The following is an 18,860-nucleotide window of genomic DNA, read 5'->3' on the forward strand; positions in this document are numbered from 1 at the left end:
GAAACACCAAAATATGAGCACAGTACAACAAAATATATCACTTACCGGAGAACCACCAAAAAGTTTAAACGGCACACAAAAAATAGCGACGTTTATAGGCTTGTTTGGCTTAGTGGTGTTAGCCTTAGCAGGGTTTAACGTAAACTTTCCGAACAAAGGTTTGTGGCTTACAATTGCTTTACTTTCTATCACGGCAGGAATTATCTTGTTTGCAAAAGGAGCGTATGCCCAAAAGCAAGAAGGTATTAAAAATGACGGCGTTTGGTTTAAATCAATTTCAAGTCGTGGATTTGTAGCTTGGATTGCTGGGATACTTCTTACTAGTTTTTATATTGTTTTGTACTTTTTTCCTCAGTTTTTAGGATTAAATAGCGAAGGAAGTAATACGGGTGTAATCGCCCTTTTTGACCCCTTAAGCAGATTGTTAAGTGGGAATCCGGCGAGTCAATGGTTTGTGTACGGTACGTTATATACGATTGCCATCTTTGCCTTCGGAGTAAAGTTTATCTGGAAATACCGCCACAACAGGTACGAGCGTATTCGTACCATTAGTGTGATGGTTTTTCAAACCGCTTTTGCCTTTTTGATTCCTGAGTTTATGGCACGTTTAAACAGCGACTCTTTTAACCTTCCGTATTACGATCTTAAAAACATTTGGCCTCTTAATTATTATAATTTTGAACAGTATCGTGTCGATAGTTTTATCTCTTCGGGTTCGGTGGGTGTCGGACTTTTAATCTTCGGAGTGGTTTCTATTTTTGTCATTACCCCTATTCTAACTTACAAATACGGAAAACGTTGGTATTGTAGTTGGGTATGTGGTTGTGGTGGCTTGGCTGAAACAGCTGGTGATTCGTTTCGACAATTAAGCGACAAAAGCATGAATGCATGGAAGGTGGAACGTTGGGTAATTCACAGTGTATTAGTTTTTGTGGTAGTGATGACAACGGCTGTAATTTCTACATATTTAGGATACGACTCAACAAAATACTGGCTAACAAAGGATGTGTTTCTTATTGGTGTTGGTGTGTTTTTAACCTTGTTATTTGCTGGAATTTGGTATTTCAAAAAAGAAGAATTACAAAAAGATGCCCGTTACGGTGCTATTGGATATTTAGTGATTGTTATTTCTTTAATCGCTATGCACTATGCGACAGGAAAAACCTTATTTCTTTTTGAAGCAGAAACCCTTCGGAAAACCTACGGGTTTTTAATCGGTTCTATTTTTAGCGGTGTTATTGGAACAGGCTTCTACCCTATTTTAGGAAGTAGAGTTTGGTGTAGAATGGGTTGCCCTATGGCAGCTATTTTAGGAATGCAACAACGTTTGTTTTCAAAATTCAGAATTACAACCAACGGTGGTCAATGTATTTCTTGCGGAAACTGCTCAACCTATTGTGAAATGGGAATTGATGTTCGTGCATATGCACAAAAAGGAGAAAACATTGTTCGTTCTAGCTGTGTAGGCTGCGGAATTTGTTCTGCTGTTTGCCCAAGAGGGGTATTAAAACTTGAAAACGGACCTCTAGAAGGACGTATTGAAAGTAAAGATGTATTGTTAGGAAACGATGTTGATTTAATGAACTATGTGTCTAAAAACTAAAAACCGTTTCATTTAAAATCGGAAGTACTGTTAGGTCTTCGAGATTGTTCGTCTAAACCTTCAGAAACAGTAACCTATATTTTACCGACCTTTGCAATCTTATTTGCGATCCTAACATCATAATGAAGCACAACATAAAAGTTATTATCCCCGCGTACAACGAAGAAGGGTCTATTGGTAAAGTGATAGGCGATATTCCTGCGACTGTTTCCGAAGTAATTGTTGTAAGTAATAATTCTACCGACACGACTGAAGCTGTAGCCCAAAAAGCTGGAGCAACGGTACTTTCAGAAAAAAGAAAAGGATACGGCTATGCCTGTTTAAAGGGAATGGAATACATTGCCAACCAACAAGAAAAACCAGACATTGTCGTTTTTTTAGATGGCGATTATAGCGATTATCCCGAAGAACTTTCAAAAATTGTTGCGCCCATCCTTGAACAAGATATCGACTTTGTAATTGGAGCCAGAACTAAGGAGCTTCGTGAAGCTGGATCGATGACGATTCCGCAGGAATTTGGAAACTGGTTGGCCACAAACCTTATGAAATTGTTTTTTGGAGCCACATTTACAGACTTGGGGCCTTTTAGAGCCATAAAATACGACAAATTACTAGCCTTACAAATGGAAGACAAAACCTATGGCTGGACCGTTGAGATGCAATTAAAAGCACTTAAACGAAAATATACCTATATCGAGGTGCCTGTGCACTATCGAAACAGAATAGGTGTTTCAAAAGTTTCAGGAACGGTAAAAGGTGCTATCTTTGCAGGCGTAAAAATCCTAGGTTGGATCTTTAAATACAGCATAAAAAAATGATATTAGAGTGGCTTATTATTAGTGTTTATTCGATTGCCCTTATACTAATTTTCATGTATGCGCTGGCACAACTTAATCTTCTTTTTAATTATTTAAGTGCGCGAAAAAAAGAAGATACCTCTGAGACATTTGACTTTTCAAATTCTGAAGAAATTCCTTTCGTCACCATTCAGTTACCCGTGTATAACGAGCTGTATGTGATGGAGCGGTTGCTGAATAACATTGCTGAATTAGAATACCCAAAAGACAAATTAGAGATCCAAGTATTAGACGACTCTACCGACGAGTCTTTTGCTTCAACGGAAGCACACGTTAAGCTATTAGAAGCAACAGGACTTGACATTAAACACGTAAGCCGAAAAGACCGCGTTGGTTTTAAAGCAGGCGCGTTAAAAGAAGGTTTAAAAACAGCCAAAGGTGAGTTTATCGTTATTTTCGATGCCGATTTCCTTCCGAAGAAAAACTGGTTAAAGAAAACCATTCCGTATTTCAAAGACCCTAAAATTGGCGTGGTGCAAACCCGTTGGGGACATCTAAACCGAAACTATTCCATTTTAACCAAAGTACAAGCATTTGCTTTAGACGCTCACTTTACCTTAGAACAAGTTGGAAGAAACAGCAAAGGGCATTTTATCAACTTTAATGGTACCGCAGGTGTTTGGCGTAAAGAATGTATTCTAGATGCTGGAAACTGGGAAGGTGACACGCTTACTGAAGACCTTGACTTAAGCTACCGAGCACAATTAAAAGACTGGAAATTTAAATACCTAGAAGAAGTTGAAACTCCTGCCGAATTACCTATTGTAATTAGCGCAGCACGTTCGCAACAGTTTCGATGGAATAAAGGTGGCGCTGAAAATTTTCAGAAAATGGCGAAGCGCGTGCTGAAAAGTGAAAATGTTCCTTTTAAAACAAAAGTGCACAGTTTACTTCACTTACTGAATAGTACTATGTTTTTAAACATTTTTATTGTTGCTATTCTAAGTATTCCGATGTTGTACATCAAAAATGAATACGAACACTTAAAAATGTACTTCTACGTGATGAGCTTTTTTGTGTTTAGTACCATCATTTTCTTTATCTGTTATTGGGTGATGTACAAAATCATGTATGGCGGCGGCTTTAAAATGTTTGTGAAGTACACAGGTATGTTTTTTACTTTTTTCACCATTGCTATGGGCTTTGCGCTACACAATTCAATTGCGGTATTGGAAGGACATATGGGGAAAAAAAGTGATTTTATTAGAACACCAAAGTTTAACATTACTTCGCTGAAGGACAACTGGAAAGACAACAAATACTTAGCGAAAAATGTGTCACCGAATGTGATTATTGAAGGAATCTTAATGTTGTATTTCGGCTTCGGAATGTACAGTGCCTTCGTAGTAGGTGATCAAGGTGGCGATTTCGGATTGTTTCCGTTCCACTTGATGCTTTTTATAGGCTTCGGATATGTGTTCTTTAAAAGTCTTACCTCTAAAGTTTAGCGCCCTAATGAAAGTTTAAATTGCTGCGGCGTCATAAACTCCAACTTTTTAAACTGTCGGTTAAAGTAACTCACATTATTAAAACCTGATTTGAAAGCAATTTCAGAAATAAGCATTTTATTGTTTTGCTTCATTAGCTTCTTTGCAAACTTAATTTTTTCAGAATTAATAAAATCGATGGGCGAAATCCCTAAGGTATTTTTAAACTTTTTATGAAAGTTAGAAGTACTCATGTAGGCTTTTTCAGCCAACAAATCGACACTTATACTTTTATCGGTAAGATTTTCTTTTATGTATTTTACAACAAAGCCAATTCGGGTGTCGCTAAAAATTTCTAAGGAATCGTTTAAGATGCTATACTTCGCTTTTGTTTGCAATAAACGTACAATCAGCTCTTGAATCATTAAATCTAAAAGCACATCTTTTGAAGCGGTATTGTGTGTAAACGTTGTCACCAATCGCTCTATCAAATAGTTTACTTCTACTTGATTTGTTAAATGCGAGGCCAACCCTTCTTGTAAATTCCACTTGTTGTTTTCGTTTTCTATTTCAACCTGCTGGTTGAACTTAAAAGCGACTTCGTTTATTTTTTGAGGATCGATTCCTAAAGCAAGACACTGCGTTGGACTTTCCTTAGTAGCGATTGGAAAATCGATTACCATTTCTTCATAGGCAGGCATTACAACCGATTCGCCAGGCAAAAAATCGAATTGCGGTAAATCTTTTAAATGCATAATCTTCTTTCCTGTAAGCATGCTTGCAATGACAGGAAAATCAAACGTGAGCGAAATTTTATCGGCAACCTTATGTGTTTCAAAAATATTTAATTCTGAATACTCCGCGTTGTACGTAGTTCGATTCTCAACCAAGGTGAGGATTTTTCGACTCTCTTTATGTTTCGATAGGGAATGATTCATACCCAATAATACTAAAAATTAAACACATTAAAACAAAACAATAGAAATGTGTTATGTTTCTACAGGATTGTTCAAGATAATACATTATTAACATTAATACCTTTATAGAAATAAATTTTTAACAAAATAACTATTAAAATATTAGCATTATGAGCAATGTAGAGACTGCATCCGGAAAGGCCATCGAAAAGCCTAAATTTAAAGATCAATACGACAATTTTATTGGAGGAAAATGGGTCGCACCCGTAAAAGGAGAATATTTTGAAAGTATTTCGCCTGTTGACGGAAACACATTCACTAAAATTGCGCGTTCTACAAAAGAAGACATCGAACTTGCTTTAGATGCTGCTTGGATTGCTGCGGAATCTTGGAATGCCTCTTCGGCAACAACTCGTAGTAATGTTTTATTAAAAATTGCTGATGTCATAGAAAATAACATTGAAGTATTAGCAAGAGCTGAAACTTGGGACAATGGAAAACCAATTCGCGAAACCATGAATGCCGACTTACCATTGGCTGTAGATCATTTCCGTTACTTTGCAGGCGCTATTAGAGCGGAAGAAGGAGGTGCTAGCGAGTTAGACGAAAATACACTTTCATTAAATATTTGGGAACCTCTAGGTGTGGTTGGTCAAATCATCCCTTGGAACTTCCCACTTTTAATGGCTGCTTGGAAACTAGCTCCTGCGTTAGCTGCTGGTAACTGTGTGGTATTAAAACCTGCTGAACAAACACCCGTAGGAATCATGATTCTTGCCGACTTAATTAAAGACGTACTTCCAGACGGTGTTTTAAACATTGTAAACGGATTTGGATTAGAAGCAGGGAAACCATTGGCTTCAAACCCACGAATTGATAAAATTGCATTTACAGGTGAAACCACAACAGGACAACTTATCATGCAATACGCTTCAAAAAACATTATTCCTGTTACGTTAGAACTAGGAGGAAAATCTCCAAACATCTTCTTTAAAAGTATCATGGATGCCGATGACGATTTCTTCGATAAAGCGATTGAAGGTGCTGTCATGTTTGCCTTCAACCAAGGAGAAGTATGTACGTCACCTTCTCGAATTTTGATTGAGGAGAGCATTTATGACGATTTCATTAAGCGTGTAGTAGAACGCACCAATGCAATAAAAATTGGTCACCCATTAGATCCTGAAACAATGCAGGGAGCACAAGCTTCTAGCGATCAATATGAGAAAATTTTAAATTATATTAAAATTGGTAAAGAAGAAGGTTGTGAAGTATTAGCGGGTGGAGGTGCTGCCTATAACGAAGGATTAGAAGGTGGATATTACGTTCAACCAACTATCTTAAAAGGAAACAACAAAATGCGCGTTTTCCAAGAAGAAATTTTTGGCCCTGTAGTATGTGTGACCACCTTTAAAGATGAAGAAGAAGCTATAGAAATTGCAAACGACACACTTTACGGTTTAGGTGCCGGTGTTTGGACACGCGATACACACCAAGCATACCAAGTGGCTCGTAAAGTAAAAGCGGGTAGAGTTTGGGTAAACAACTACCACGCATATCCAGCACACGCTCCATTTGGAGGGTATAAAAAATCGGGAATTGGTCGCGAAAATCACAAAATGATGTTAGATCATTACCGTCAAACTAAGAACATGCTTATCTCTTACGATAAGAAAAGACTTGGTTTCTTTTAATAGATAAATGAGTAACCTTATAGGGTCAGAATATTGGTTTTCTGGCCCTATTTTTTTTAGAAAAAATTATGGAAAAGTCAAGAGTAACTATAACTGAAGATGCTGCAACTATTGTACGCAAAATGAAAGCAGAACACGGCGAATTAATTTTTCATCAAAGTGGCGGCTGTTGCGATGGCTCGGCCCCCATGCTTTTGACCAAAGATGATTTTTATTTAGATGATAGCGATATTCTCCTTGGAGAAATTGAAGGGGTAAAATTTTACATGAGCCAAGATCAATATGAATATTGGAAACACACCCATTTAACTATTGGAATCACAAAAGGGAGAGGTTCTAGTTTTTCGGTCGAAATTCCGTTGGGATTGCGATTCCTTACAGAATCTAGACTCTTCACCGATGAAGAAAACGCTTATTTTTCAGCAATAGAAAAAGAAAAAAACATCTAGAAAGTAACTTCTACTTCTAGTTGTTTGCCTTCTCTTTCCACAGTAACGATAGTTGTTTGCCCTTTATCAAACTTAGACAAAGCCTTCATATAGCTCATCATATCAAACGTTTCAAACGCTCCTAATTTAACAACCACATCCCCTTTTAATAATCCTGCTTTTTGAGCGGGCTTTTCTTCACTAACTCCATCAATTCGCATTCCCTTTCCTGCATACAGATAATCGGGAACAACGCCTAAAGCAACTTTAAACGCTGGCACATCTTCACTTTCATTTTTGGTTTTTCGGAAGGCTAATTTCCCCTTATCATTCAAGTCGGTAATAATCGCTTCAATGTAGTTAGAAATAGCTTGCATTCCTTCATAATTCAACTTTTCAGAATCGTCACTCGGCTTATGATAATCGCTATGTTGCCCTGTAAAAAAGTGTAACACTGGAATGTCCGACAAATAAAACGAGGTATGATCGCTAGGTCCAATACCCGATTCGTGAGACACAATGTTTAACGAATCTTTATTGGCAAACAAAACTTGCTTAAAAATTGGTGACGTCCCTACGCCGTGCACTGCAATAGTTCGCTCTTCATTTAAACGTCCCACCATATCCATATTAATCATGTAGCTCACCTTTTTAGTGTCTATGGTTGGATTTTTAACAAAGTAATTAGAACCCAAGAGTCCCATTTCTTCACCAGAAAAAGCGATAAACAGATAATTGTTTTGATTGTTTTTTTCGGAAAGTTTTTCGGCCAGTTGTAACAGGACTGCTACACCACTCGCATTATCATCTGCTCCGTTGTGTATTGCTTTTCCTTCGCGATACAAAGAACCTTCTCCCCCCATTCCTAAATGATCGTAATGTGCTCCAATGACTACGGTGTTTTCTGCTTTATTATCAATAAATCCAATAACGTTTCGTCCAGAAATAGTACTATCTCCTTCCGAAGCATTAAAAACAGCTTCTTCATGCGGATTTGAACTCGGTTTAAACGAAAATTCTTGGTAATACCCATTGCTTCCTTTGGGTTGCAATCCTAGACCTTCAAAACGTTGTTGTATATACGCTGCTGCCAAACGTTCTCCTTCCGTTCCCGTTTCTCTTCCTCCTAATGAATCGGATGCCAATATCGTAACATCATCTTCCATTGTATATACCTTTACTTTTTCAGAAGTACATGAAAAAAAGAGAACTAAAACAAAAACTATTATAACTGAACGCATATCCTTATTTTTGCGTAAAAATAACGAAATATGAGATTGATTACCACCCTTTTGCTACTTGTCGTTGTATATTCTTGTAAAAACACGTCTGAAGCAGAAAAAACAACTGAAAACACTTCCGAAGTAACTACAGAAATTCAGCAAGAAACAGTAACTGATAGTCTAATCTATCCTGAAGAAAAACACTTTAAAAGCATACGCCAAGTAACCTTTGGAGGCGACAATGCAGAGGCATATTGGAGTTTTGATGACAAACAATTGGTGTTTCAATCAAACTATAAAGATTGGGACGTAGAATGTGATCAAATGTTTTTAATGAATGCTTCGGAAAGTTTTCCAGAAAGCAAACCACCTATGATCAGTACCGGAAAAGGACGTACAACTTGTGCGTATTTTTTACCCGATAACAAACATTTTGTATATGCTTCTACCCATTTGGTAGACGAAAATTGTCCAGAAGTGCCGTTGCGATCTAACGGAAAATACGTTTGGCCTGTGTACGACTCGTTCGATATTTTTGTGGCCGACTTAGAAGGAAATATCACCGCACAACTTACGAATGAAAAAGGGTATGATGCAGAAGCAACCGTATCCCCAAAAGGTGATAAAATTGTATTTACATCAACTCGTAGCGGTGATTTAGAGTTGTACACCATGAATATTGACGGAAGCGATGTGAAACAAATCACCGACGAATTAGGTTATGACGGAGGCGCTTTCTTTTCGCCAGATGGCACCCAATTAATCTTCCGTTCGTCGCGTCCTAAAACACCCGAAGCGATTAAAGAATACAAAGATTTATTAGCACAAGGATTGGTACAACCTACCGAAATGGAACTGTATATCTGTAATGCAGATGGGAGTGATTTACGTCAGCTTACCAACTTAGGAAACGCCAATTGGAGTCCATTTTTTCATCCATCGGGAGAGAAAATATTGTTCTCAAGTAACTTTGAAGCCGAACGCGGATTTCCATTTAACTTATACTTAATCGATTTGGATGGGAAAAATTTAGAGCGTATTACACACGGAGAAACCTTTGATGCCTTTCCTGTGTTTTCAAACGACGGAAAATATTTAGCATTTTCTTCCAACCGAAACAATGGCGGCGGTCGCGACACCAACCTTTTTATTGCCGAATGGCAAGACTAATAGGTTTTGAAACTCTAATCCATGTCCCTAAACACCCTTGTAGGCCAACTTAAAGCACATAAAAACATACTTCTGTTTGCGTTGGCGGTCGGACTTTTATATTTTGTTTTTGGGCACTATTTAGAGCGTTCTAGTTTTACAAAACTCCTTTTTCTATGGAGTAGTTTATGTTTTAGTAGCTACTACTTAGTCAAAGTTGGCAAAAACCATTTTTGGTGGTTAGTAGGCATTGGAATTGCAGTTCGATTCATTTTCATAGGGGCTATCCCCAATTTATCGCAAGACTTTTATCGCTTTATTTGGGACGGACGGTTATTGATTCAAGGCATAAATCCGTATTTATTTACACCTCAACTATATGCTGCCAATCCTGAAATTGGCGTCACGGTTTCGCAAGCAACTGCTTTAATGAATGGGATGGGTGCGTTAAATGCGAGTCATTTTAGTAATTATCCGCCCGTTAATCAATTCTTTTTTGCCATTGCAGCACTATTTAGTAGTAAGAGTATTTTAGGCTCTGTAATGGTATTGCGTTGTATTATGATTGGTGCCGATATTGGTATTTTATACTTCGGAAAGCGATTGCTAGAAAAATTACAGCTTCCTCCCAATCGTATTTTTTGGTATTTCCTAAACCCGTTTATTATTATTGAATTAACAGGCAACTTACATTTTGAAGGCGTCATGTTATTTTTCATGATTTGGGGCTTGTATTTACTTCACAACAAAAAATGGATTTGGGCAGGAGTACTTCTCGGACTCTCAATTTCGGTGAAGTTATTGCCTTTATTATTGCTTCCGATATTCTTAAAATACTTTTTCAAGAAGGAAGCTTCATTCTTACAGAATCTAAAAATTCCAGTTGCTTTTTATTTGATTGTGTTAGGAACAGTTTTACTCACCTTCGCCCCTTTTTTATCTTCAGAATTTATCTCAAATTTCTTTGCAACCATTAGTCTTTGGTTTCAAACGTTCGAGTTTAATGCGAGTGTGTACTACCTCATCCGTTGGATTGGTTTTCAAACAGTAGGGTGGAATATCATTGCCGTTGCTGGCAAATCGCTTGCTTTTGTCGTTGTAACTATTATAATTTTGTTCGGCTTTTTCAGAAAAAATAAAACCACGCCACAGCTTATTACAACCCTCCTTTTGGGAGTTTCTTGTTACTTTTTATTAGCGACTACAGTGCATCCTTGGTATGTAGCTACGCCTTTATTGCTTTCTATTTTTACAAAATATAAGTTTCCGCTCGTTTGGAGTTTTATGATTGTATTTAGCTATTCAGCATATAGTATGGAAGGTTTTTCTGAAAACTTGTGGTTTGTTGCTCTAGAATACTTTGTAGTAATAGGGTTTGCTACTTGGGAACTTTTCAGAAAAGAAAAGGAAGATCTGAAGCCGGTAGAAATAATTTAAAATTCAGTAAAAAAACACCCTACAATCGTATTTTTAAATACAAGTGTAGGGTGTATACTTTATTAAAAAAATCGTTATTTAGATTTTACCCGAATCACATCGTAGACATCTTTTCTACGGTCTTTTAGGTTTTTAACAGCTCCAAATGAGTGTAGTTCACGTAACAAACTAATATCCACATCGGCTACCAAAATCATTTCAGTATTGGTGGTTGCTTCTGCTTTAATACCGTTGCTAGGAAACGCAAAGTCGCAAGGCGTAAACACAGCCGATTGTGCATATTGAATGTCCATATTTTCAACATTCGGCAGGTTTCCAACACTTCCAGCGATGGCTACATAACATTCATTTTCAACGGCTCTAGCTTGCGCGCACAAACGCACACGAGAATATCCGTTTTGTGTGTCGGTTAAGAAAGGTACAAATAAAATGTCCATTCCCTCATCAGACAGTAAACGCGATAATTCTGGAAACTCAGAATCGTAGCAAATAAGGATTCCGATTTTACCACAATCCGTCTCAAAGGTTTTTAGCTCACTTCCGCGTTGCATTCCCCAAACTTTTGCTTCGTCTGGAGTCACATGAATTTTTTCGTAACGCTCCACACTTCCATCTCTTCGACATAAATACCCCACATTGTAAAGAGTATCACCAACCAATTCTGGCATACTTCCAGAAATAATATTGATGTTGTACGAAATTGAAAATGCTGAAAGACGCTTCTTTATTTCTTCCGTGTATTTAGCGAGTTCACGAATGGCATCAGACTCTTTCAAGTGATTGTATGCTGCCATTAAGGGTGCATTAAAAAACTCAGGAAACACTGCAAAATCACAACGATAGCCCGAAACCGTATCAATAAAATACTCCACCTGTTGCATCAACTCTTCCAAGTCGGCATACGGGCGCATTTGCCACTGAATCAAGCCTAATCGTACAATTGTTTTTACTGAAGACGGTGATTTGGTGGGTTTGGTATAATAAATATTATCCCATTCCATCAACACCGCAAACTCTCCTGAATCTGAATCCCCTTCCAAATAGCCTTTAATCACTCGAACAGGGTGAAAATCGTTTGAGATCTGAAAATTTAGTACAGGATCACTAATTTCCTTGCGTTTTACAGCATCAATATACTCTTTAGGCGTATAATGCTCTTTGTATTTATGATAGTTCGGCATTCTTCCGCCAAACACAATACTCTTAAGATTTAGGTTTTCACAAAGCTCTTTTCGATAATCATACAGACGTCTTCCCAAACGCAAACCTCTAAAGTTTGGTTTGATAAATACCTCAATCCCATACAGCACATCACCATTCATTTGATGGTTTTTAAAGGTGCTTTTAGTAATGATATCGGCATAGGTATGATTGTCGTCAAACTGGGTGTAATCAACCACAATAGATAATGCACAGCCAGCAATTTCGCCATCAATTTTAATGAGTACTTGTCCTTCAGGAAAAATATCAATTAACTTTTGAATGGCAGTTTTTGGCCAATACGAGTTTTCCAAACCACTGTAAGATTCCTGCGTTGCTTCTTTAAGCTCTTGGTAATCTTGGATAGTTAAGTAAGAAAGCTCAATGTTTTCTATTTCTTTATCTTGCATTTTACATGCCTAACAAGTAGGCGAATATTAGAGGCGCCACTATGGTCGCATCACTTTCTATAATAAACTTAGGAGTATTAATATCTAATTTACCCCACGTAATTTTTTCGTTAGGTACCGCTCCTGAATAACTTCCGTAACTTGTAGTAGAATCACTTATCTGACAGAAATAACTCCAGAATGGTGTTTCTGTACGCTCCATATCTTGGTACAACATAGGCACCACACAAATTGGGAAATCACCTGCGATTCCTCCTCCTATTTGGAAGAAACCAATTCCGTTTTTAGAATTTTCGGTATACCAATCGGCAAGAAATGTCATGTATTCAATTCCGCTTTTCATGGTCGAAGCTTTCAATTCTCCTTTAAGCACATAGCTTGCGAAAATATTCCCCATCGTGCTATCTTCCCATCCTGGACAGATAATAGGTAGGTTTTTTTCAGCAGCAGCATACATCCAAGAATCCTTCAAATCGATTTCGTAATACTCTTCTAGCACCCCACTTAAAAGTAGTTTGTACATGTACTCATGTGGTAAATAGCGTTCACCTTTTGCTTCAGCATCCATCCAAATTTTCACAATATGCTCTTGAATTCTTCGGAAAGCTTCTTCTTCAGGAATACAGGTATCGGTTACACGATTTAATCCTTTTTCCAACAACTCCCATTCGTCTTGTGGTGTTAAATCGCGGTAATTCGGAACACGTTTGTAATGTGAATGTGCCACCAAGTTCATGATATCTTCTTCCAAATTGGCTCCTGTACAAGAAACAATTTGAACTTTATCTTGCCGAATCATTTCGGCAAAAATTTTCCCTATTTCCGCAGTACTCATTGCTCCTGCTAGCGATACTAACATTTTAGCACCGTTGTTTAATTGATCTTCGTATCCTTTCGCAGCATCTACTAACGCCGCAGCGTTAAAGTGTAAATAATACTTTTGAATAAATTCTGAAATTGCTCCTTTAGTACTCATCTTCTTCTTCGTTAGATTTAGTAATTCCTTTTTTAGTATCGTGAAAATTACTCTCGTACATATCTGCTTCTTCTGTTTCAGCAAATTTATAACTCAACATTTTATAGTATAATTTAGCCGCTAAGAAGTCTGAAGATTTATCAGCTTCATTAGGGCATAATTCAACGATATCAAACCCTACTACATTTCTTTCAGCAAACACTTGCTTTAAAAAATCTAATGTTTCGTACCAGAATAAACCTCCTGGTTCTGGTGTTCCTGTTGATGGCATAATGGAAGGATCTAACGCATCTAAATCGAAAGTGATAAATACATTTTCTCCTAATGCTTCAACCACTGTATCCATCCAGTACTCATCTTTTGCCATTTCGTGTGCAAAAAATGTTTTTTCAAGATCCATTACACGTGTTTCAGCAACATCCATACTGCGAATTCCAACTTGTACTAAATTGGTTGTTTGACTCGCTTCGTACACGGCGCAAGCGTGATTGCAAGTTGTTCCTTGGTATTCTTTTCTCAAATCTGCATGCGCATCGATATGCAATACAGTAAGGTTATCAAAACACTCATTAAACGCACGAATTGTTCCAATAGAAATACTGTGTTCTCCACCAAAAACAGTTACAAACTTGTTTTTAATAATGTATTCCTTAGTAGTTTTGTGTACTGCATCTACCATTGCTTCTGGCGATGAACTTTCAGTAATAGGTTCCGTTAAATGGATTCCCTGTTTGTAAACTTCACTTTCAGTTTCAATGTCGTAGAGCTCCATGTTTTCTGACGCATGTAAAAAAGCATCAGGACCTTTGTCTGCTCCTTTTTGAAAGGTACTTGTTCCATCGTAAGGAACTGGAATTAATACAATTTTTGAAGTTTCTAGAGCCGCATTTTTTTGCGGGATTCCAGCATACGTTTTAGTGCTCATAACCTAAAATGTTTAGCAATTGCTCGCTTGTTTGTTGATTTGAAAATAATTTAGTTGTGATGTTTCCATCAGCGTCTTTGTCAATTAATATATGCTTGGGTGATGGAATTAAACAGTGTTGTAAACCGCCAAATCCGCCTATTGTTTCTTGATAGGCACCCGTATTAAAGAACCCAATATACAAAGGTTTTTCTTTTTTAAACTTCGGAAGATAGATGGCCGCCATGTGCTGCTCACTATTGTAATAATCGTCACTATCACAGGTCAATCCACCTAACAAAACACGTTCGTACTCATCATTCCAGCGGTTAATAGCCATCATAATAAAGCGCTTATTAATCGCCCAAGTATCTGGTAATGTAGTGATAAAAGAAGAATTAATCATATTCCACTTTTCACGATCGTTTTGTTGCTTTTGGTATAAAACCTCATAAATAGCACCCCCACTTTCACCCACTGTAAAGCTTCCAAATTCTGTGAAAATATTCGGTACAGGCACATCTGCCTCATCACAAGTAATGTTTATTTGATTTACAATCTCATCGACCATATACTCATAATCGTAATCGAACGCTAAGGAGTTTTTAATTGGAAATCCGCCACCAATATTCAAACTATCTAATGTTGGACAAATCTTTTTAAGGTTTGTATATACCTTCAAACATTTTACCAATTCGTTCCAGTAATACGCCGTATCACGAATTCCGGTATTGATAAAAAAGTGAAGCATTTTAAGTTCTACATTTTTATTTACAGCGATCTGATTTTTATAAAAAGGAACAATGTTTTTGTATCCAATTCCTAATCGAGACGTATAAAACTCGAATTTTGGCTCTTCTTCGGAAGCAATTCGGATTCCAACTTTAAATTTCCCTTTAATTCCTTCTGAAAGCAATCCAATTTCCTCGTAATTATCGATAATTGGAATACAGTTTTTATGACCATTATTAATGAGTCGCGTAATGTTTTTTACATATTGATCGCGTTTAAATCCATTACAAATAACAAAGGTGTCATCGGTAATTTTTCCTTCTAACTTTAAATTTTCAACAATATCAATATCAAATGCTGAAGATGTTTCAATATGAATATCATTTTTTAACGCTTCATTCAAAACGTGTTTAAAATGAGAACTTTTGGTACAGTAACAGTAATTGTAATTTCCTTTATACTCGTGCTTTTTAATAGCTTCGGCAAACCAATTTTTGGCTCTGCCTATATTGTCAGAAATTTTTGGAAGGTATGTAAACTTAAGAGGAGCCCCATATTCTTCAACTAACTCCATTAAATCGATTCCGTGGAATTCTAGGGAAGCAGTATTTAAAGTAAATTCCTCTTGTGGAAAATCATAGGTTTGATTGATTAGATCAATATATTTGGTATTCATGATTAAATGTATGTGTGTGTTTTAATAAAAAAATCGAATAAAAAATCTACTTCAAGATACGAAGTATTTGGACATACCTATACTAATCAGATACGAATTGGGTTTAGCCAGTAGGCCAACCTTTGGAAAGGCTCTGAACTTGGAAGGTCAGAGAAAACGGAAGCTAGCTTTAAATTTCGGTTGTTTGCCTGGCAAACTGCTTTTGAATATGACTTCCTAATCCCCAAAAGCCCGAACACAGAAACTTGGTTCAATTTGTTCAGCTAAATGCATGACAAAAGAATGAAAAAAAACTGAATTGCAAATTAATTTAAAGTAAATTTTAAAAATTAAATAGTTTTCCTAAATAATTTCCATTTTCTGAAGTAAAAAAGAAGCGTTCATATTCTTGCAAACGCCCTGTTTAAAGGTATAGTCGAAATGTAGCTCGTTATTTATAATCTCAGCATCGAAGTAATAATTTTTAACTTCTGGAAGCTCTTCAGAGATCTCACAGAGGCTTAAATCGTGTGTTGCGATAATTCCAGTGGCGTTTGAACGCACCAAACGCTCTACAAATTTGCGAGAACCAATGGCTTTATCGGTACTATTTGTTCCTTTTAAAATTTCGTCCAAAATAATAAAATAGCGATCCCCTTTTCCGTCAGGATCAATCTCATCTACAATAAACTTAAGACGTTTTAATTCTGAAAAGAAATAACTCTCATCATCGGTTAACGAATCACTCGTTCGCATGCTTGTAATCAACTTAATAGGGTTGTATTCAAAGGCTTCAGCACAAACTGGCATTCCAACATTTGCCATGACAATACTTAAAGAAACGGTACGTAAAAAGGTGCTTTTTCCCGCCATATTGGCTCCCGTAATAATAAAAAATTGCTGCTGTTGAATGGTAAAATTATTATCAATCCGCTTTGCTTCAGTAAGCAATGGATGCCCTAAATTGATAGCCTTAACCGTGTTCTCAGTTTCAGAAATTACAGGAAAAACATAGGTTGGATGATTAAACGCATAATTTGCCAATGAGTTTTGTGCGTCGAAAAAGGCAAGCACCTCAAACCAATGTTCAATTTGATCTTGGTAGGTTGCAATCCATTGTTCAATTTTATAACACAATTGTAAATCTCGCAATGCAAACGCGTTTGAAAACACCCCTACCATCATGTTATTTCGCTGGTCGAAAGCGTCTAATATTTTTGAAAATTCTAAGAAAATTTCGGACGCTTTTTTATGTTCCGTTTTAATTTCTTGTTGTTTTTTCTGAAGTGCTTCGGAAGTAAACGTTTCTGCTTCAATCAAAGCTAGCAACTGATAATATTGCTTAAAGGTATCTTTCGCTTTACTCGCATTTTGATACAACTGATTGATACGTTTTACATAAACACCTGTAATCCCTAACCCTATAAAGAACCATAACGTGGTGACTGAAAGTGGCAGAATTGCAAAATAATTCAGTACAAAAATCCCTAAAGAAAGCGCCATGAACACCAACGGAAGGTATTTCATAACTCGAGGCACGAAAGATTTGTGTTGCTTCAGCCATTGGATAATTTGTGAAGCACTTGTTTCAACTTGTACCAAACTTGCGGTTGCCGAAAAATTTTGTCGCCATTTGGGTTTTTCAGAAAGCTCTTGAATGGCTTCTTGTTTCTGCGGAATGCCCTCAATTTCATTGGAAGTCAGCATCCAAGCAAGAAGTCGTTTCCCAGAAGCAATGGTCGTTCTATTTACGTTCTGAAAAAAGGAACCCTTTCCGAAGAGATCGATATCGTAACTAAAAGCATGTAACTGATCTTGAAACTCTAATCCGCTGCCTAATGCTGAAATATCCCCGTTTAAAACATCTATTTCAGTTTGATTAATCGCCAATAAAGTTTTCAATTTGTCTCTTTTTAACGCCAAATCGGAATGTTTTGACACTAAAAAAATGAAAATTATAATTCCAACAACAATGATCGGAATAACCACTTGTGTATTGCTGAAGAAATAATAAACCCCAAATAAAACGGCACATACCAAGACCAATCTAATAATGCTTGAACGCATTAATTTAGAATTGATTTCAGCTAGTTCCGTTTCAAAAAACTCTTTTTGTTGGGTATAAAACTGAAGCGGTTTAGACATACAAATGGGTACAGAAAATTTCAGAAATTATAAACGGCCAAACATATCGATATCCTGTTGCGTTAAATGTCTCCATCGTCCGCGAGGTAAATCTTTTTTGGTAAGCGCTCCAATGGTAACACAGTCTATGGCAGCAACATCGTATCCTAAATGATCAAAGATTGTACGTATTACGCTGTTTCCAGTGTGCTTAATTTTTAACCCTACTTCTTTTTTAGGTGCATTGGTAATGTAACTAACTTCTTCAACAGAAATTAGCTTATCGTCAATTTTAAAACCTTCTCTAATCTTTTTAAGATCTTCTCCTTTCAGATTTTTGTCTAACACAATGTGAAACAAACGATCCATTCCTTTTTTGGTAAACTTCTGGCGAAATTGCTCATCGTTTGTAAACAACAACAATCCTGTAGAGTTACGTCCAAGACGCCCAAAAGGCTTGATTTTAGCGGTGGTTGAATTGGCTACCAAATCCATCACGGTATGCCCTTTACTTTCACTATCGGTTGTAGAAAATCCTTTGGGTTTGTTTAATAACACATAGGTATTTGGCTCCGGATTTAAACGACGACCGTCAAAACGAACATCGTCTGTAAGTGCCACTTTGTACCCCATTTCGTTAATAATCTTACCATTTACAGTTACTAAACCTGTAGCGATATAAGTATCTGCCTCTCTACGAGAACAAACACCACTATTTGATATGTACTTATTAAGACGCACACCAGTTGCAGTGTTTTTCTGCGGTGCTTTTTTAACTACAGGCTTACTTTCTACATTGTTCTGTCTACCAGCCTGCTTGTTTGTATTTTCTTTTTTGAAAGGCGCATTCCCTCTTGCACTACTTCCTTTACGAGTATTATTACTTCCTCGCCCAGAAGGTTTTCCCTTTCCACTTGAATCTTGTCTGTTCATTGCCTAAAATTTTTGCAAAGATACATAAAGCCAACTGTGTTTCAAGCACCAAAAGGTGAAATTGCACAATCACTACAATCCCTTCAGTTACCCCGATTTTACACACTAAGTTTCAACAATAGAAGTACATACTAAATGAATATTCTTTTTTATTTCTGAAAAATTACAACTTCCGAAGCAAGCAACGAACA

Annotated in this window: 15 protein-coding genes; 7 read left to right on the top strand and 8 right to left on the bottom strand. The window is 37.0% G+C overall.

Annotated elements, in window-relative coordinates; translation table 11 throughout:
- The first annotated feature begins 13 nt into the window (after nt 1–13).
- From BLQ00_RS01910 to BLQ00_RS01920, 3 genes are all read left to right on the top strand, one after another.
- Nucleotides 14–1,603 (top strand): 4Fe-4S binding protein, encoded by a 1,590-nt coding sequence (locus BLQ00_RS01910; protein WP_093139770.1) that lies wholly within the window; start codon nt 14–16, stop codon nt 1,601–1,603.
- Nucleotides 1,604–1,725: 122 nt separating this feature from the next.
- Entirely contained in the window at nt 1,726–2,421 is a 696-nt protein-coding gene (locus tag BLQ00_RS01915; protein WP_093139773.1) for a glycosyltransferase family 2 protein, read from the top strand.
- Nucleotides 2,418–3,908 (top strand): cellulose synthase family protein, encoded by a 1,491-nt coding sequence (locus BLQ00_RS01920; protein WP_093139775.1) that lies wholly within the window; start codon nt 2,418–2,420, stop codon nt 3,906–3,908. Before BLQ00_RS01915 ends, BLQ00_RS01920 begins: the two co-directional genes overlap by 4 nt.
- On the opposite strand, the gene BLQ00_RS01925 is transcribed toward BLQ00_RS01920, so the two are convergent.
- Nucleotides 3,905–4,825, bottom strand: a complete 921-nt coding sequence (locus BLQ00_RS01925; RefSeq protein WP_093139778.1) for an AraC family transcriptional regulator — start codon at nt 4,823–4,825, stop codon at nt 3,905–3,907. The genes BLQ00_RS01920 and BLQ00_RS01925 overlap by 4 nt on opposite strands.
- Nucleotides 4,826–4,974: 149 nt before the next feature.
- Between BLQ00_RS01925 and BLQ00_RS01930 the strand changes: the two genes are divergently transcribed.
- A complete protein-coding gene (locus BLQ00_RS01930; RefSeq protein WP_093139780.1) occupies nt 4,975–6,498 on the top strand; it encodes an aldehyde dehydrogenase family protein in 1,524 nt (507 codons plus the stop codon).
- Between the two features lie 68 nt (nt 6,499–6,566).
- Entirely contained in the window at nt 6,567–6,947 is a 381-nt protein-coding gene (locus BLQ00_RS01935) for a DUF779 domain-containing protein (protein WP_093139783.1), read from the top strand.
- Here the strand turns inward: BLQ00_RS01935 and BLQ00_RS01940 are convergent.
- Nucleotides 6,944–8,167, bottom strand: coding sequence for a M20/M25/M40 family metallo-hydrolase (locus BLQ00_RS01940; RefSeq protein ID WP_093139785.1), 1,224 nt, complete (start codon nt 8,165–8,167; stop codon nt 6,944–6,946). The genes BLQ00_RS01935 and BLQ00_RS01940 overlap by 4 nt on opposite strands.
- A 30-nt stretch (nt 8,168–8,197) precedes the next feature.
- On the opposite strand from BLQ00_RS01940, the gene BLQ00_RS01945 reads away from it, so the two are divergent.
- Together BLQ00_RS01945 and BLQ00_RS01950 are read left to right on the top strand one after the other, a co-directional pair.
- Complete coding sequence (locus tag BLQ00_RS01945; RefSeq protein WP_093139788.1) at nt 8,198–9,319, top strand: TolB family protein; 1,122 nt, start codon at nt 8,198–8,200, stop codon at nt 9,317–9,319.
- Nucleotides 9,320–9,340: 21 nt separating this feature from the next.
- Nucleotides 9,341–10,735 (top strand): MptA/MptB family glycosyltransferase, encoded by a 1,395-nt coding sequence (locus tag BLQ00_RS01950; RefSeq protein ID WP_093139792.1) that lies wholly within the window; start codon nt 9,341–9,343, stop codon nt 10,733–10,735.
- A 74-nt stretch (nt 10,736–10,809) separates the two neighbouring features.
- Here the strand turns inward: BLQ00_RS01950 and BLQ00_RS01955 are convergent, their stop codons facing one another.
- The 6 genes from BLQ00_RS01955 to BLQ00_RS01980 form a co-directional block, all read right to left on the bottom strand.
- On the bottom strand, nt 10,810–12,345 hold the full coding sequence (locus tag BLQ00_RS01955) for a bifunctional GNAT family N-acetyltransferase/carbon-nitrogen hydrolase family protein (RefSeq protein WP_093139794.1): 1,536 nt from the start codon (nt 12,343–12,345) through the stop codon (nt 10,810–10,812).
- A gap of 1 nt (nt 12,346) precedes the next feature.
- Nucleotides 12,347–13,321 carry a deoxyhypusine synthase family protein gene (locus BLQ00_RS01960; RefSeq protein ID WP_093139797.1) on the bottom strand — a complete coding sequence of 325 codons (975 nt, stop codon included), beginning with the start codon at nt 13,319–13,321 and terminating at the stop codon, nt 12,347–12,349.
- Entirely contained in the window at nt 13,311–14,246 is a 936-nt protein-coding gene (gene speB / locus BLQ00_RS01965; RefSeq protein WP_093139800.1) for an agmatinase, read from the bottom strand. The genes BLQ00_RS01960 and speB overlap by 11 nt, the downstream gene beginning before the upstream one ends.
- Nucleotides 14,236–15,633, bottom strand: coding sequence for an arginine decarboxylase (locus tag BLQ00_RS01970; RefSeq protein WP_093139802.1), 1,398 nt, complete (start codon nt 15,631–15,633; stop codon nt 14,236–14,238). Before BLQ00_RS01970 ends, speB begins: the two co-directional genes overlap by 11 nt.
- A gap of 342 nt (nt 15,634–15,975) precedes the next feature.
- Nucleotides 15,976–17,757, bottom strand: coding sequence for a MutS-related protein (locus BLQ00_RS01975; protein WP_093139805.1), 1,782 nt, complete (start codon nt 17,755–17,757; stop codon nt 15,976–15,978).
- 27 nt (nt 17,758–17,784) lie between these two features.
- Entirely contained in the window at nt 17,785–18,669 is an 885-nt protein-coding gene (locus BLQ00_RS01980; protein ID WP_093139807.1) for a pseudouridine synthase, read from the bottom strand.
- Nucleotides 18,670–18,860: the final 191 nt, after the last annotated feature.

Source organism: Ulvibacter litoralis (genome assembly GCF_900102055.1).
GTDB classification, from domain to species: domain Bacteria; phylum Bacteroidota; class Bacteroidia; order Flavobacteriales; family Flavobacteriaceae; genus Ulvibacter; species Ulvibacter litoralis.

Excerpts from the sequence above, each read along its gene's own strand:
- BLQ00_RS01945 (WP_093139788.1), top strand. The coding sequence starts at position 8,198 with ATGAGATTGATTACCACCCTTTTGCTACTTGTCGTTGTATATTCTTGT.
- BLQ00_RS01935 (WP_093139783.1), top strand. The coding sequence starts at position 6,567 with ATGGAAAAGTCAAGAGTAACTATAACTGAAGATGCTGCAACTATTGTA.
- BLQ00_RS01930 (WP_093139780.1), top strand. The coding sequence starts at position 4,975 with ATGAGCAATGTAGAGACTGCATCCGGAAAGGCCATCGAAAAGCCTAAA.
- BLQ00_RS01970 (WP_093139802.1), bottom strand. The coding sequence starts at position 15,633 with ATGAATACCAAATATATTGATCTAATCAATCAAACCTATGATTTTCCA.
- BLQ00_RS01950 (WP_093139792.1), top strand. The coding sequence starts at position 9,341 with ATGTCCCTAAACACCCTTGTAGGCCAACTTAAAGCACATAAAAACATA.
- BLQ00_RS01980 (WP_093139807.1), bottom strand. The coding sequence starts at position 18,669 with ATGAACAGACAAGATTCAAGTGGAAAGGGAAAACCTTCTGGGCGAGGA.
- BLQ00_RS01955 (WP_093139794.1), bottom strand. The coding sequence starts at position 12,345 with ATGCAAGATAAAGAAATAGAAAACATTGAGCTTTCTTACTTAACTATC.
- BLQ00_RS01960 (WP_093139797.1), bottom strand. The coding sequence starts at position 13,321 with ATGAGTACTAAAGGAGCAATTTCAGAATTTATTCAAAAGTATTATTTA.
- BLQ00_RS01910 (WP_093139770.1), top strand. The coding sequence starts at position 14 with ATGAGCACAGTACAACAAAATATATCACTTACCGGAGAACCACCAAAA.
- BLQ00_RS01925 (WP_093139778.1), bottom strand. The coding sequence starts at position 4,825 with ATGAATCATTCCCTATCGAAACATAAAGAGAGTCGAAAAATCCTCACC.
- BLQ00_RS01915 (WP_093139773.1), top strand. The coding sequence starts at position 1,726 with ATGAAGCACAACATAAAAGTTATTATCCCCGCGTACAACGAAGAAGGG.
- BLQ00_RS01975 (WP_093139805.1), bottom strand. The coding sequence starts at position 17,757 with ATGTCTAAACCGCTTCAGTTTTATACCCAACAAAAAGAGTTTTTTGAA.
- speB (WP_093139800.1), bottom strand. The coding sequence starts at position 14,246 with ATGAGCACTAAAACGTATGCTGGAATCCCGCAAAAAAATGCGGCTCTA.
- BLQ00_RS01940 (WP_093139785.1), bottom strand. The coding sequence starts at position 8,167 with ATGCGTTCAGTTATAATAGTTTTTGTTTTAGTTCTCTTTTTTTCATGT.
- BLQ00_RS01920 (WP_093139775.1), top strand. The coding sequence starts at position 2,418 with ATGATATTAGAGTGGCTTATTATTAGTGTTTATTCGATTGCCCTTATA.